Raw genomic sequence first — 12,403 nt, 5'->3', positions numbered from 1 at the left:
TGGCGGTCCGTCGGCCGCCCCCCGGCGCCCCCGGGAACCCCGCTCACACGCCCCCCCCCTAAACCGCCCCGCCGGCGGCGGGCGGGCCGGACCCCCCCCCCCCGCCGGCCGGACCCCCGCCCCCGCTACGGCGCCAGCACGGTGTCCCGCTGCCGCCACAGGACCTCCCGGGCCCTCAGCAGGCGCAGCGCGAGCTGGACTTCGAGCGTGCGTCCGGGCTGCTGCCAGGCTGGGCCCAGGAGTTCGGTGATCCGGTCCAGGCGGCGGGCCACCGTGTTGGGGTGGACGTGCAGGTCCTCGGCCGCCCGGGTGGGACTGCCACCCGAGGCGAAGTAGGCCTCCAGGGTGGCGATCAGACTGGTCGCGCGCTCGGTGTCGTGCTCCAGCAGCGGGCCGAGGAGCGAGGCCACGAACCCCTCGACGTCGTGGTCGTCGGAGAGCAGCAGCCCCAGGAAGCCGAGGTCGGCCATCGCCGCGGCGCTCCCCGTGCCGTCCAGCGCCGTCAGCGCGTCCAGGCAGCGCACCGCCTCCTGGTGCACCCTGGCGACCGACGCGAGCCCGGTGGCCGGACCGGCCGCGCCGACGGTGACGGGCTGCCGCAGCAGCGGGGAAAGCTCCTTGGAGACCGAACGGGCGGCGGCCGAGGCGTCCGTACCGGGCAGCAGCAGCACGACGCAGCCGTCGCGCACCGTCTTGAGCCCGGACCGCCGGTACGCGTACGACGCGGCCCACACCGCGGCCTTCCCGTGCTCGCCGCCCTCCGGCCGGGCCACCACGACGACATGCGGGCCCTCCGGGTCGATCCCGAACTGTCCTGCCTGATAGACGAGTTGACTCGAAGGCTGGAGGGGTGTCGCGAGCAGGACGTCGAAGAACTCGTCCCGTCCCGGCCCGGCCGTCGCGGGCACGCTGCGCTGCCCCACGAGTTGCAGCGCGACCGCCCGTCCGACGAAGGCGAGGAAGCTCTCCTCGTCGGGGCCGAGCGGTCGCGCGAACCGGGCCACCACCACCCCCAGGTCCTCGACGCCGGCACCGACCGGGGCCACCCAGACGTCCTGCGCCGGGCTCACCGGGGCCCTCGCCGCGTGCGCCTCCAGAGCCGCCCGGCCGGTCAGCACCTCGGCGAGGCCGGGCACCTCCCCGGTGGAGGAGAGCACCTGCCCGTGCGCGTCACCGACCGCGAGCGTGGCGCCCAGCACCTCCCCTGCCGTCCTGGCGACCACGTGCAGGTCGCAGCCGTTCAACACCTGGTCGGCCAGCCGGATCCGGGCGTCGGCCAGCTCACGGGTCCGCGCGATCGTGTCGCGCGCGCGGGCACCCGCCGACTCCAGCTCCGCGATCTCCAGCCGCGTGCGGTCCAGCAGCCTGGCCCGCTCCAGCGCCACCGCCGCGAAGTCCGCCAGGGAGCGCATCAGGCTGATCTCGTCGGGCGTGAAGTGCCGCACGACGCGGTCGGCGCCGTAGAGGGCGCCGATGGAGTCCGCCCCCACCTGGATCGGCACCGCGATCACCGCGCGCAGCCCTTCGGCGCGGACCACCTCGTCGATCTGCTCGCTGTGCGGGATCCGGTCGTCGTTCAGGTAGTCCGGCGACCAGAACGCGCCGCCCTGCCCCTGCGCCATCTGGCCGAGGCCGTGGTGCTCCTCGACCACCAGGCCCACGTTGAGCGTCGTGGTCTGGCCCTCCGAGCAGTGGACGTACGACCCGCCCCGGGGCAGCGGCAGGCTGATGTAGGCCATGTCGAAGCCCAGCAGCCGACGGGTCCGGCTGGTGATGACCTTCAGCAGGGTGTCCGGGTCGTACGGGGCGGTCATGTCGTGGATCATGTCCACCAGGGCCGCCGTGGCCGCCTCCCGTTGCCGGCGCTGGTCGAGCGAGGCGTGGATCCTCAGCCCCAGCCGGACGGCCCGTTCGAGCTCCGCGCGCCGGTCCGGTGGCATCCCCTCCCCGCCCGGATCCGCGGCGCGGTACAGCAATTCGTGGAAGCGGCCCAACGGCGCCTCCGCGGCGAGCAGTTCGAGAATCGCCAGGGCAGGCGCGTCCGCGAACCCGGAATCCAACGGCATGGTTCCCCCTCCACAGCCGGTGAAGATCATCTACACCGAGAGTAGGCGCCACGCAAGAGGGGGGTCAAGGCGCTGGCCTGCGATTTAACACGCCCGTAGTGACCGGGACACCGCACCGAACACGGCACGCTGTCACCCCGCCACCTTCCCGGAAGCGGCCGGCGAGGGGAACAATTCCAGGCGGGCACCGCGGGAGCGGTGCCCGCTCGCATGACAACGGGGGACATATGAATAGGCTCACGGACTACGGGCGTTCACTCGCCCGCAGCCGGGCCGCGCGGCTCCACGCCGACCGGCGCAACACCTTCACCCTGGCCGGGCGCGAATGGGACCTTTTGGACGAGGTGTTCGCGCCGCCTTTTTCGGTGTCGTCCGGGATCGCCCTGGAACTGCTCGGTCTGGGCGGGACGCCCGGAACGTCCGGGACACCCGAAACATCCGGCCCCGGCTCGTTCCTGGAGGTCGGCTGCGGCACCGGCATCATCGCCGTGTCCGCCGCACTGGCGGGCTGCGAACGCGTGACGGCCCTGGACATCAGCGAACCGGCCGTCCGGAACACCGTGATGAACGCCGAACGGCACGGCGTGGCGGACCGGCTGACCGTCGTGCACAGCGACCTCTTCGAGAACGTTCCGGCCGGCCGGAAGTTCGACACCGTCTATTGGCACTCCAATCTCGTACTGGCCCCGCCGGAATACCGGCACAAAACGATCCACGAACGCGCCTACGTGGACCCCGGTTACCGGGACCACCGCAGATTCCTGGCCGACGCCCCGTCATTCCTGACCGAGAACGGGAGAATCCTGCTGCATTTCAGCAATCGCGGGAACACCGCCCGACTGAATGCGATCGCCGCCGAAAACGGCCGGGAAGTCCGTGAACTCCGCAGCCTCCGGGTGCACGAAGGGGACGACCTGGTCGAGCACGTTCTCCTGGAGATCTCCGTCGCCGCACCGTCATGAGAACTCTACTCGTCGACAATTACGACTCCTTCACCTTCAACCTCTACCACTGCCTGGCCCGGGTGAACGGCTCCGAGCCGGTGGTGATCCGCAACGACGACCCGTCCTGGCACCTGTCCCGGCTCTCCGGGTTCGACAACGTCGTGCTCTCCCCCGGACCGGGCGATCCGGCCCGGGCGGCCGACTTCGGAATCTGCCGCGACATCGTCGAGCAGGGCGACATCCCGCTGCTCGGCATCTGCCTCGGCCACCAGGGGGCGGCGCTGCTGCACGGCGGCACCGTCACCCGCGCCCCGGAACCACGGCACGGCCGCACCTCGCCCGTCCTGCACGACGGCCGCGGCCTGTTCCACGGACTCCCGTCCCCGTTCGAGGCGGTGCGTTATCACTCACTGACCGTGTCCGAACTGCCGGACGAAATGGAGGCCGTCGCCCGGACGCCCGACGGCGTGCTGATGGGACACCGGCACCGGCACCGGCCGATCTGGGGACTGCAGTTCCACCCCGAGTCGGTCCTCACCCGGTTCGGCCATGAACTACTCGCCAACTTCACCCGGCTGAGCCGGGAGTGGCACGCGGCCCGGGGCACGGCGGTCCGCCCGTCGCCGCCTGCTCCCGCGCCGCGCCCGGCGGACCCGGCGGACCCGGCGGACCGGGGCGGCACCCGACGGCTCCGGGTCCTCGTGGACCGCCTCCGGACCGACTGGGTCGACGAGGTCGCGTTCCAGCGGCTCTTCGGCGCCGCCGACACCGCGTTCTGGCTGGACAGCAGCCGGTCGGACGGCGACGCTGGCCGGTTCTCCGTCCTCGGGGACGCCTCCGGCCCGCTCGCGCGGATCGCCGAGGCCGACGTCCGGAGCCGGACCGTCACCGTGCGCTCCGCCGCCGGCTCACGGACCGTCACCGGCGACTTCCTCGACTGGATCGACCGCGACCTCCGCGGCATCCGCACCGAACTCCCCCGCCTGCCCTTCGAGTTCGCGCTCGGCTGGGTGGGATACCTCGGGTACGAGCTGAAGGCCCAGTGCGGTGCCGGGGCGGCCCACCGGGCCGAGGACGCCGACGCCGCCATGGTGTTCGCCGATCGCGCGGTCGTCCTGGACCACCTCACCCGCACCACCTACCTGCTGGCGCTGGCGGAGGACGAGGACGAGGCCCCGGCCAGGTCCTGGCTGGAGACCACCGCACGGGCCCTGGCCTCCGTGGCCGGCCGCCCGGCCGCGGACCCCGTCCCACCCGCTCCGCGGTCCGCCGTCCGGCTGCGCCACGACCGCGACGCGTACCTGCGGCTGATCGGGTCCTGCCACGAGGAGATCGCCGCCGGAGAGACGTACGAGGTCTGCCTGACCAACGTCGCCGAGGCCGAGGACGACCTCGACCCGTGGGAGGGCTACCGCGTGCTGCGCCGCTTCAGCCCCGCCCCGTACGCGGCACTGCTCCGCTTCGGCCCGCTCGCGGTGCTCAGCACCTCGCCGGAGCGCTTCCTGCGCGTGGGGGCGGACGGCGTCGCGGAGTCCAAGCCGATCAAGGGCACCCGGCCGCGCGGCGCGACGCCCGAGGAGGACGCCGCGATCGTGGCGGGGCTGCGGGCGGACGAGAAGGACCGCGCGGAGAACCTGATGATCGTCGACCTGGTCCGCAACGACCTCGGGCGGCACGCCGAGATCGGCTCGGTCGAGGTCGCGGGCCTCTTCGACGTCGAGACCTACGCGACCGTCCACCAGCTGGTGAGCACGGTGCGGGCGCGGCTCCGGCGGGACCGCACCGCCGTGGACTGCGTGCGGGCCGCGTTCCCCGCCGGCTCGATGACCGGCGCCCCCAAGCTGCGGACCATGGAGGTCATCGACCGGCTGGAGGCCGGGCCGCGCGGCATCTACTCCGGCGCCATCGGCTACTTCTCGCTGTCCGGCGCGGCCGACCTGAGCGTCGCGATCCGCACGGCGGTCGTCACACCGGGGCGCGTGCGCTACGGGGTCGGCGGGGCGATCGTCGCACTGTCGGACCCGGAGGCCGAGTTCGAGGAGACGGCGGTCAAGTCGGCCCCGCTGCTCCGGCTGACCGGATCCGCGTTCCCCGGCCGCCGGCCGCCCTCGCCGCACGGCTGAGCCGGCGCGCCCCCGGGGTCGGGCGCGCCGCGGCCGGTGCGCCGTCCGGCGGCCAGCAGCGCGGCGGGGCCCGCCTCCCGGTACCGGCCGACCAGGTCCTCCAGCAGCCGCCTGGTCTCCGGGCCGTCGGGCGTGTGGATCCACATCTTCGTGTCGGGCGCGGAGGCCGTCGTGAACGCGTTGGTGATCACGCTCAGCCGCTCGCCGTCCACGCTCCAGAACGACTTGCGCCGGGTGTTCGACGCGGCGACCTCGTGCCTGGCCCACAGCTCGGCGAAGCGCGGGCTGGCCTCCCCGAGCTGCCGCACGAAGTCGCCCCAGTGCGGGTCCTTGAGCCGGTGGCCGAACTCGGCCCGCAGCTGGGCCACCATGACGGCCGTCTCGTTCTCCCACTCCACGAGCGGCTGGAGCCGCCGCTCGACCGTGAACAGGTGCCACAGCACGTTCCGCTCCCCCGGCGGCAGCAGCACGATCGCCGGATCGAGCGCCCCGTACGCGTCGTTGAACGCGAGCACGTCGTAACGCGCGGTCACGATGCAGGCCGGCAACGGGTTCAGCGCGTCCAGGATGGCCTGGTTCTCGGCCGGGTCGGCGAGCCGCGCCGAGGCGTCCAGCGGCACGGCCGGCACGGCCGCGAGCCGGTAGAGGTGACCGCGCTCGGCCCGGTCGAGCCGCAGCGTGCGCGCGATCGCGTCGAGCACCTGGACGCTCGGGTTGATCCGCCGCCCCTGCTCCAGCCAGGTGTACCAGGCCGCACCGATCCCCGAGAGCTCCGCGACCTCCTCGCGGCGCAGGCCTGGCGTGCGCCGCCGCGGGCCGGGTGACAGTCCGACGTCCTCGGGCTTGATGCGCTCGCGTCGGAGCCGCAGGAACGCGCCCAGCTCCGCGCGTCGCTGGGCCTCGGCGGTCGGAGGGGGGCCGTCGGTCGGTCGGGTCACCGCACGATTCTGCTGGACAACGGGCCGATCCGGGTAGCCGGGTACTCCCGGTTCCAGGATCACTGGATATCTGGTACCCCCCACGGGGCCGCCGGGATCATCGCTGCCATGACCGAGAAGACTCAGGAGCGGGCGGCAGCCGCCGCCCCGCCCACGCCCCCCGCAGAGCCGGAGACCGCGCTCCCGGCCCCCGACGCGGCCGCACAGACCCGCCGGAACAACCAGATGCTGGTGGTCCTGCTGGGTGCGGTCTTCATGGCCCTGCTCGACTCGACGATCGTCAACGTCGCCACCCCGACCATCCGGACCGACCTCGGCACCACGGGGTCCGCCCTCCAGCTGATCGTCTCCGGCTACACGATCGCGTACGCCACGCTGCTCGTCACCGGCGCCCGTCTCGGTGCCCGCAACGGCTTCCGGACGGTCTTCCTGGCCGGACTCGTCACGTTCACCGTGGCCTCGCTCGCCTGCGGACTGGCGCCCGACGAGGGCACCCTGATCGCTGCCCGGGTGGTCCAGGGCGTCGGCGCGGCGATGATGATGCCGCAGATCTACAGCCTGATCCAGCTGAAGTTCGAGGGCGCCGCCCGGGCCCGGGCGCTGAGCCTGTACGCGGCCACCATCGGCCTCGGCGTCGTGGTCGGCCAGGTCGCCGGCGGACTGCTGGTCAGCGCCGACCTGTTCGGTACGGGCTGGCGCCCGGTGTTCCTGATCAACGTGCCGGTCGGGGTGGTCCTGGTGGCCGCCGGGCTGCGCGTGCTGCCGAAGGGCCGGCCCGAGAACCCCAAGGGCCTCGACATCCCCGGGCTGATCACGCTGACCGCCGCGCTGTTGCTGCTGGTCATCCCGCTGGTGCTCGGCCACGAACAGCACTGGCCGGCCTGGATGGTGGTCTCCCTGGTCCTCTCCGTCCCGGTGTTCGCCGCGTTCGCGATCGTCGAGCGCTCGGTCGCGCGGCGTGGCGGTTCGCCGCTGATTCCCGGCCGGGTCCTGAAGACGCCCGGCCTGCTGCCCGGGGCCAGCGCGATGTTCCTCGCGATGGCCGGCTACGCGGGCTTCCTGTTCTCCTTCTCCCAGCACATGCAGTCGGGGCTCGGCGAGTCCGCCACCCGCACCGGCCTGACCTTCGCGCCGCTCGCGCTCGGCGTCGCCACCGGCAGCCTCACCTGGCAGAAGGTCCCGGCCCGGTGGCACCGCCGGATGATCGTCATCGCGTGCACCGTCACGGCCGTCGGCCACTTCGGCATCGGCTTCGCCGTGCGCTCGGGCGGGCACGGCGGCGTCGCGCTGCCGCTGCTGCAACTGGTGGTGGGCCTCGGCATGGGCTACATCACCAGCCCGCTGCTGACCGTCTCGCTGGCCCGGGTCGTCCCCGCCGACGCGTCGGACGCCAGCGGCGTGATGACCACCTCGGCCCAGATCGCCCAGGTCCTCGGCATCGCGACCTACGGCAGCGTGTTCCTGGGCACCGCCGACGGCCAGGGGGCGAACCCGTCGGCCCACGCCATGTTCGTCACCGCGATGCTGGTGGCTGCGGGCGCCCTGCTCAGCGCCGTCGCGTCGATGAAGCTGCCCCGCCCCCGGAAATCCTGAACCCAGCGGTCCCCGGGGGTCGTTGCCGCGCGAGCGGCCGATCCGGCCGGACCGCGGCGGGTTCGTGCGGAATGCTCGGCCGGGACTTCCCGTCCGAGCGTTTCGCATGCGCCCCCTGGGACCGGGACGGAACGGCCGGCCCGGCTCACCGCTCGCGCCCCCTGGGCTTCAACGGGGTGGCGGGCAGTTCCGGGGCGGGCAGGCGGTCGCCGGCGTAGCCGTGGACGGTGCCGAAGCGGTCGGTGGTCATCCAGTCGGCGCGGGCCCGGGCGATGTCCTCGGTGGAGCGGCCGATGAAGTTCCACCACATGACGATCTTCTCGTCGAAGGGCTCGCCGCCCAGCAGCAGGACGGCGGCGTCGGTGCGGGCGAGCAGCGGGAGTTCGGGGCGGCCGCAGCCCAGGTAGAGCATCGAGCCGGGTTCGACGCGGACGCCGTCGACGTCGACGCCGCCGGACATCGCGAGGACGGCGTACTCGAAGTCCGGGACCAGCGGAAGCCGGAGGTCCGCGCCGGCGGTGAGGGCGAGGTCGGCGCCGACGAGCGGGGTGTACGTGGTGCCGGGCGAGGTCGCGGTGTCCAGGGTGCCGAGGACGACGGTGGCGTTCAGGCCAGGGGCCGTGACGACCGGCAGGTCCGGGTGGTGCTCGAAGGCCGGGGCGGTGTGCCGGTGTGCGTCGGGCAGGGCCACCCAGAGCTGCGCGCCGTGCAGGTGGCGGGCGTGCGGGCGGGGGGACTCCTCAGAGTGAGAGATGGCCCGGCCGGAGGTCATCAGGCCCAGTTCGTACGGGCGGACGGTCTGCAGGCTGCCGAGGCTGTCGCGGTGCAGCACCTCGCTCTGGTGCAGCCAGCTGACCGTCTGCAGGCCCATGTGGGGGTGGGGCGGGACCTGCATGCCGGGCTCGTCGGCGATGTCGTCGGGGCCGTAGTGGTCGACGAAGCACCAGGCACCGACCATCCGGCGGCCCAGGTTGGGGAGCAGGCGCCGCACCACGGTGCTCTCGCCGAGGGGGACGCGGCGCCCGGTGAGGAGTTCCCTCACCGGGCCGCCGCCGGCCTCCCGGCCGCAGGCGGTCGGGACGGGCTTGCGGTCGAGGTTGCTCATGTGCGGGTCCACCACCGTACGGAGAGGGGCGATGAGAGACGTTCGTCAGTGATCGTCCCTCAGTGCACCCGGTATCCGCGCCCGCGACGCGGACTCAGTGCGCGCAGGCCCACCAGGCGTCGGTGGTGGCGGCGGTCGCCAGGTCGCGCAGCTTGCGGACGGCCTCGGCCGGGTCCTGCGCGCCGTAGACGGCCGAGCCCGCGACGAAGACGTCCGCGCCGGCCTCGGCGCAGCGCTCGATGGTGCTCGCGGACACGCCGCCGTCGACCTGGAGCCACAGTTCGAGGCCGTGCTTGGCGATCAGCTCCCGGGTGCGGCGGATCTTCGGCAGCATGATGTCCAGGAAGGCCTGGCCGCCGAAGCCGGGCTCGACGGTCATGATCAGCAGCATGTCGAGCTCGGGCAGCAGGTCCTCGTAGGGCTCGATCGGGGTGGCGGGCTTGAGGGCCATGGAGGCGCGGGCGCCCTTGGCGCGGATCTCGCGTGCGAGGCGGACGGGCGCGGCGGCGGCCTCGGCGTGGAAGGTGACCGAGCCGGCGCCGGCCTCGACGTACTGCGGGGCCCAGCGGTCCGGGTCCTCGATCATGAGGTGGCAGTCGAGCGGGATGTCGGTGGCGCGCGCGAGCGACTCGACGACGGGGACGCCCAGGGTGAGGTTGGGCACGAAGTGGTTGTCCATGACGTCGACGTGCAGCCAGTCCGAGCCCCGGACGGCCTCGGCCTCCTCGCCGAGACGGGCGAAGTCCGCGGACAGGATGCTGGGGTTGATCTGCGCCATTACCAATACCTTCACACGAGGGCTCGGGCGCCACCGTGCCGGGCACCCCGCCCCATCATCTCGCGCGCCGGCACCGGCCCGCGCACCGCGCGGTCGCCCGCGTGACCGTCATCACACCCGGGGCGGGGTTACCGCGGCCGCCGCCGTGGTCATCAGCACTGGAGCGACGCCCCGACCCGTCCCACCCCCGTTCAAGGAGGGTCTCCCGATGGCCGATCTCGTCCACCCCGCCCGTTCTCTCTGGTGGCTCTTCGAACCGGTGCACTCCCTCACGTACTTCTCGCCCGAGGGCCAGGCGGCCTTCGAGGCGGCCGGACTGCGGGGCGGGTGGCGCGGCTACTTCGCCGGCCGGGCCGCGCCGCTGGGCGCGGTGGACGCGCCGCCCGTGATCGCCGCCTTCTTCAGCTTCGCGCCGGCGGTCGTCGAGCGCGCGGTGCCCGAGGTGTGGAGGCACGCCGGCCCGGAGAAGGCCCTGGCCGCGCGGGCCGAGGGGTCGTCCGCGGCGCTGGCCCGGGTACTGGAGCACGTGGACCCGGCCCAGGTCGAGCTGGCCGCCGACGCGTTGGAGCGGGCGGCGGCACGGCTGGACTGCGCCGGGCGCGTCCTGGCCGCCGCCAACGCCGCGCTCCCCCGGCCGGCCGACCGCTACGGGCGGCTGTGGCAGGCCGCGACCGTCATGCGCGAGCACCGCGGCGACGGCCACGTCGCCGCGCTGGTCACGGCCGGGCTGGACGGCTGCGAGGCGCTCGTCGTCCGCTGCGCGCTGGACGTGCGGCGCGAGGACCTCCAGCCGCGGCGCGGGTGGACGGACGAGGAGTGGGAGGCCGCCGCGGAGCGGCTGGTCGAGCGGGGCTGGCTGACGGCGGACGGCGCGGTCACCGAGCTCGGCCGGATCCGGCACCAGTCCCTGGAGGCCGCGACCGACCTGGCCGCCGCCCGGGTGTGGGAGGACTACCCGCGCCGGGAACTCGACCGGCTGGCGGCCGCGTTGAAGCCGATCTCGGCGCTGTGTCGCGGCGAACTGCCGGTCGACCTGCTCGGGCTGCCGAGCATCAGGCCCTGACGCCCTCGGACTCACCGGGCTCACCGGGCTCACCGGGCGGGCCGGACGCACCGGACTCGCCCGGCGGGCCGAGGACGATCCCCCGTCCGGCGAAGAAGCGTCCGAAGTCCCGCCACGGCACGTGCGCGAAGGACTGCGACCCGCCCGGGAACCCGGACGGGTTGTGGATCACCAGCGCCGTGCTCGTGGCCCCCACCGCCAGCACCAGGTGCCCGCCGCGGCGGACCGGGTCCGGCCCCTCCGGCTCGCGGATCGACGGGTGCACCGACAGCATCGGCAGCCGCCCGCCGGCCACCTCGGCCGCGATCTCCCCGGGCGCCAACTCCCGCGCCTCGGCGGCCAGTCCCCACCGTTCCCGGACGTGGGTGGCGAACGGTACGTGGATCAGCCCGCGCAGGCCGTCGCCCTCCCGGACGTACGCGCCCGCCGCCTCGCACTCCCGGGCGAGCACGAGCGCCGGGGGCGCGAGGCCCCACCAGAAGTCGAGCGCCATCCGCAGGCAGGCCACCCCGCACAGCCGCCACGACCACCAGCCGTACTCCTCCGGCGTGGCCGCCCCGGACTGCCCCCACCGCGGATCGTCGGCGGCGTCCAGCGCCCCGCCGACGATCTCCCGCACGAGCTCCGCCGACTCCCACTGCGCGTAGTACGGCACGTCGTGCACAACCGCCTCGTCACCCATCCCCCGACGCTCTCACGCCCCACCGCCCCACGCGAGCGCCACACGCGAGGCCGCACCGTCCCGCCCCGGCCGCCACGACCGGGGCGGGACCGCGCCGAGCGCCTACCAGGCGTAGTCCTCCGGGGCCGGGCGGTGGCCCGGGAAGAGGTCGTCGAGGCGGTCGAGGGTCTTGCGGTCGAGTTCGACGTCCAGGGCCCGGATCGCCGAGTCGAGGTGCTCCTGGGTGCGCGGGCCGATGATCGGGGCGGTGACGGCCGGGCGGCCGAGGAGCCAGGCGAGGGCGAGCTCCGCGGGCTCGACGCCGAGTTCGTCGGCGAGGTCCTCGTAGGCCTGGATGCGGTCGCGGTGGGTGGCCAGGAGGTCGTCGGCGTGCGCGAGCGCGGCCCGCACGCGGGTGCCCTCGCGCTCCTTGCGCAGCACCCCGCCGAGCAGCCCGCTGCGCAGCGGGGACCACGGCAGGAGGCCGAGGCCGTAGTGCTGGAGGGCCGGCACGACCTCCAGTTCGACGGTGCGGTCGAGCAGGTTGTAGAGGGACTGCTCGCTGACCAGGCCGAGGAAGTGGCGGCTGCGGGCGGCCTCCTGGGCCTGGGCGACGTGCCAGCCGGCGAAGTTGCTGGAGCCGACGTAGATGATCTTGCCCTGGGCGACCAGGACCTCCATCGCCTGCCAGATCTCCTCCCAGGGCGTGTCCCGGTCGATGTGGTGCATCTGGTAGAGGTCGATGTGGTCGGTGTTCAGGCGCCGCAGGCTCGCCTCGACGGCCCGCCGGACGGCGAGCGCGGAGAGCTTGCCCTCGTTGGGCCAGTCCCCCATCGCGGCGTAGGCCTTGGTGGCGAGGACGGTCCGCTCCCGGCGCCCGCCGCCCTGCGCGAACCAGCGGCCGATGATCTCCTCGGTGCGGCCCTTGAGGTTGCCCTCGGGGTCGCGGCCGTAGGCGTTGGCGGTGTCGAAGAAGTTGATGCCCTGGTCGTGGGCGGCGTCCATGATGCGGTGGGCGTCGGACTCCTCGGTGTGCGGGCCGAAGTTCATGGTGCCCAGGCAGAGGCGGGAGACGGTCAGGCCGGTGCGGCCGAGGTGGGTGTACTCCATGGCGTCCACCTTCGGCCGCACC

General features: G+C 73.9%; 9 protein-coding genes and 1 pseudogene. 4 read left to right on the top strand and 6 right to left on the bottom strand.

Going from position 1 to position 12,403, the window contains the following annotated elements:
* Window positions 1-125: 125 nt before the first annotated feature.
* Window positions 126-2,066: a helix-turn-helix domain-containing protein gene (locus ACFXDE_RS11320; protein WP_380493100.1), complete on the bottom strand. Its 1,941-nt coding sequence runs from the start codon at window positions 2,064-2,066 to the stop codon at window positions 126-128.
* Between the two features lie 344 nt (window positions 2,067-2,410).
* Here ACFXDE_RS11320 and ACFXDE_RS11315 point away from each other — a divergent pair, with 344 nt between their 5' ends.
* Window positions 2,411-3,028: a methyltransferase domain-containing protein gene (locus ACFXDE_RS11315; RefSeq protein ID WP_380493108.1), complete on the top strand. Its 618-nt coding sequence runs from the start codon at window positions 2,411-2,413 to the stop codon at window positions 3,026-3,028.
* Window positions 3,025-5,133 (top strand): aminodeoxychorismate synthase component I, encoded by a 2,109-nt coding sequence (gene pabB / locus ACFXDE_RS11310; protein WP_380493098.1) that lies wholly within the window; start codon window positions 3,025-3,027, stop codon window positions 5,131-5,133. Before ACFXDE_RS11315 ends, pabB begins: the two co-directional genes overlap by 4 nt.
* Before the next feature lie 104 nt (window positions 5,134-5,237).
* On the opposite strand, the pseudogene ACFXDE_RS11305 reads toward pabB, so the two are convergent.
* Window positions 5,238-6,071, bottom strand: a pseudogene (locus ACFXDE_RS11305) (helix-turn-helix transcriptional regulator); the annotation flags it as partial.
* Between the two features lie 108 nt (window positions 6,072-6,179).
* Between ACFXDE_RS11305 and ACFXDE_RS11300 the strand changes: the two are divergent.
* Window positions 6,180-7,664, top strand: coding sequence for an MFS transporter (locus tag ACFXDE_RS11300; RefSeq protein WP_380493096.1), 1,485 nt, complete (start codon window positions 6,180-6,182; stop codon window positions 7,662-7,664).
* Window positions 7,665-7,809: 145 nt separating this feature from the next.
* On the opposite strand, the gene ACFXDE_RS11295 is transcribed toward ACFXDE_RS11300, so the two are convergent.
* On the bottom strand, window positions 7,810-8,769 hold the full coding sequence (locus ACFXDE_RS11295) for a pirin family protein (RefSeq protein WP_380493094.1): 960 nt from the start codon (window positions 8,767-8,769) through the stop codon (window positions 7,810-7,812).
* A 94-nt stretch (window positions 8,770-8,863) separates the two neighbouring features.
* The gene (gene rpe / locus ACFXDE_RS11290; RefSeq protein ID WP_380444613.1) at window positions 8,864-9,547 is read right to left on the bottom strand and encodes a ribulose-phosphate 3-epimerase; all 684 of its coding nucleotides are present in this window, start codon (window positions 9,545-9,547) and stop codon (window positions 8,864-8,866) included.
* Window positions 9,548-9,755: 208 nt separating this feature from the next.
* Between rpe and ACFXDE_RS11285 the strand changes: the two genes are divergently transcribed.
* Window positions 9,756-10,610, top strand: a complete 855-nt coding sequence (locus ACFXDE_RS11285) for a hypothetical protein (protein WP_380493092.1) — start codon at window positions 9,756-9,758, stop codon at window positions 10,608-10,610.
* On the opposite strand, the gene ACFXDE_RS11280 is transcribed toward ACFXDE_RS11285, so the two are convergent.
* Together ACFXDE_RS11280 and ACFXDE_RS11275 are read right to left on the bottom strand one after the other, a co-directional pair.
* Window positions 10,600-11,292 carry a C39 family peptidase gene (locus tag ACFXDE_RS11280; RefSeq protein WP_380493090.1) on the bottom strand — a complete coding sequence of 231 codons (693 nt, stop codon included), beginning with the start codon at window positions 11,290-11,292 and terminating at the stop codon, window positions 10,600-10,602. The genes ACFXDE_RS11285 and ACFXDE_RS11280 overlap by 11 nt on opposite strands.
* Before the next feature lie 102 nt (window positions 11,293-11,394).
* Complete coding sequence (locus tag ACFXDE_RS11275) at window positions 11,395-12,381, bottom strand: aldo/keto reductase (RefSeq protein WP_380493088.1); 987 nt, start codon at window positions 12,379-12,381, stop codon at window positions 11,395-11,397.
* Window positions 12,382-12,403: the final 22 nt, after the last annotated feature.

Origin of the sequence: Kitasatospora sp. NPDC059408 (genome assembly GCF_042751525.1) — a bacterium.
In the GTDB taxonomy this organism is placed as follows: domain Bacteria; phylum Actinomycetota; class Actinomycetes; order Streptomycetales; family Streptomycetaceae; genus Kitasatospora.
Note: the sequence above shows the minus strand (reverse complement) of the source record. Positions and strands in the feature narration are given on the sequence as shown.

Bases quoted from the DNA above. Each gene is read 5' to 3' on its own strand.
- ACFXDE_RS11280 (WP_380493090.1), bottom strand. From the start codon at position 11,292: ATGGGTGACGAGGCGGTTGTGCACGACGTGCCGTACTACGCGCAGTGG.
- pabB (WP_380493098.1), top strand. From the start codon at position 3,025: ATGAGAACTCTACTCGTCGACAATTACGACTCCTTCACCTTCAACCTC.
- ACFXDE_RS11320 (WP_380493100.1), bottom strand. From the start codon at position 2,066: ATGCCGTTGGATTCCGGGTTCGCGGACGCGCCTGCCCTGGCGATTCTC.
- ACFXDE_RS11285 (WP_380493092.1), top strand. From the start codon at position 9,756: ATGGCCGATCTCGTCCACCCCGCCCGTTCTCTCTGGTGGCTCTTCGAA.
- ACFXDE_RS11295 (WP_380493094.1), bottom strand. From the start codon at position 8,769: ATGAGCAACCTCGACCGCAAGCCCGTCCCGACCGCCTGCGGCCGGGAG.
- rpe (WP_380444613.1), bottom strand. From the start codon at position 9,547: ATGGCGCAGATCAACCCCAGCATCCTGTCCGCGGACTTCGCCCGTCTC.
- ACFXDE_RS11275 (WP_380493088.1), bottom strand. From the start codon at position 12,381: ATGGAGTACACCCACCTCGGCCGCACCGGCCTGACCGTCTCCCGCCTC.
- ACFXDE_RS11300 (WP_380493096.1), top strand. From the start codon at position 6,180: ATGACCGAGAAGACTCAGGAGCGGGCGGCAGCCGCCGCCCCGCCCACG.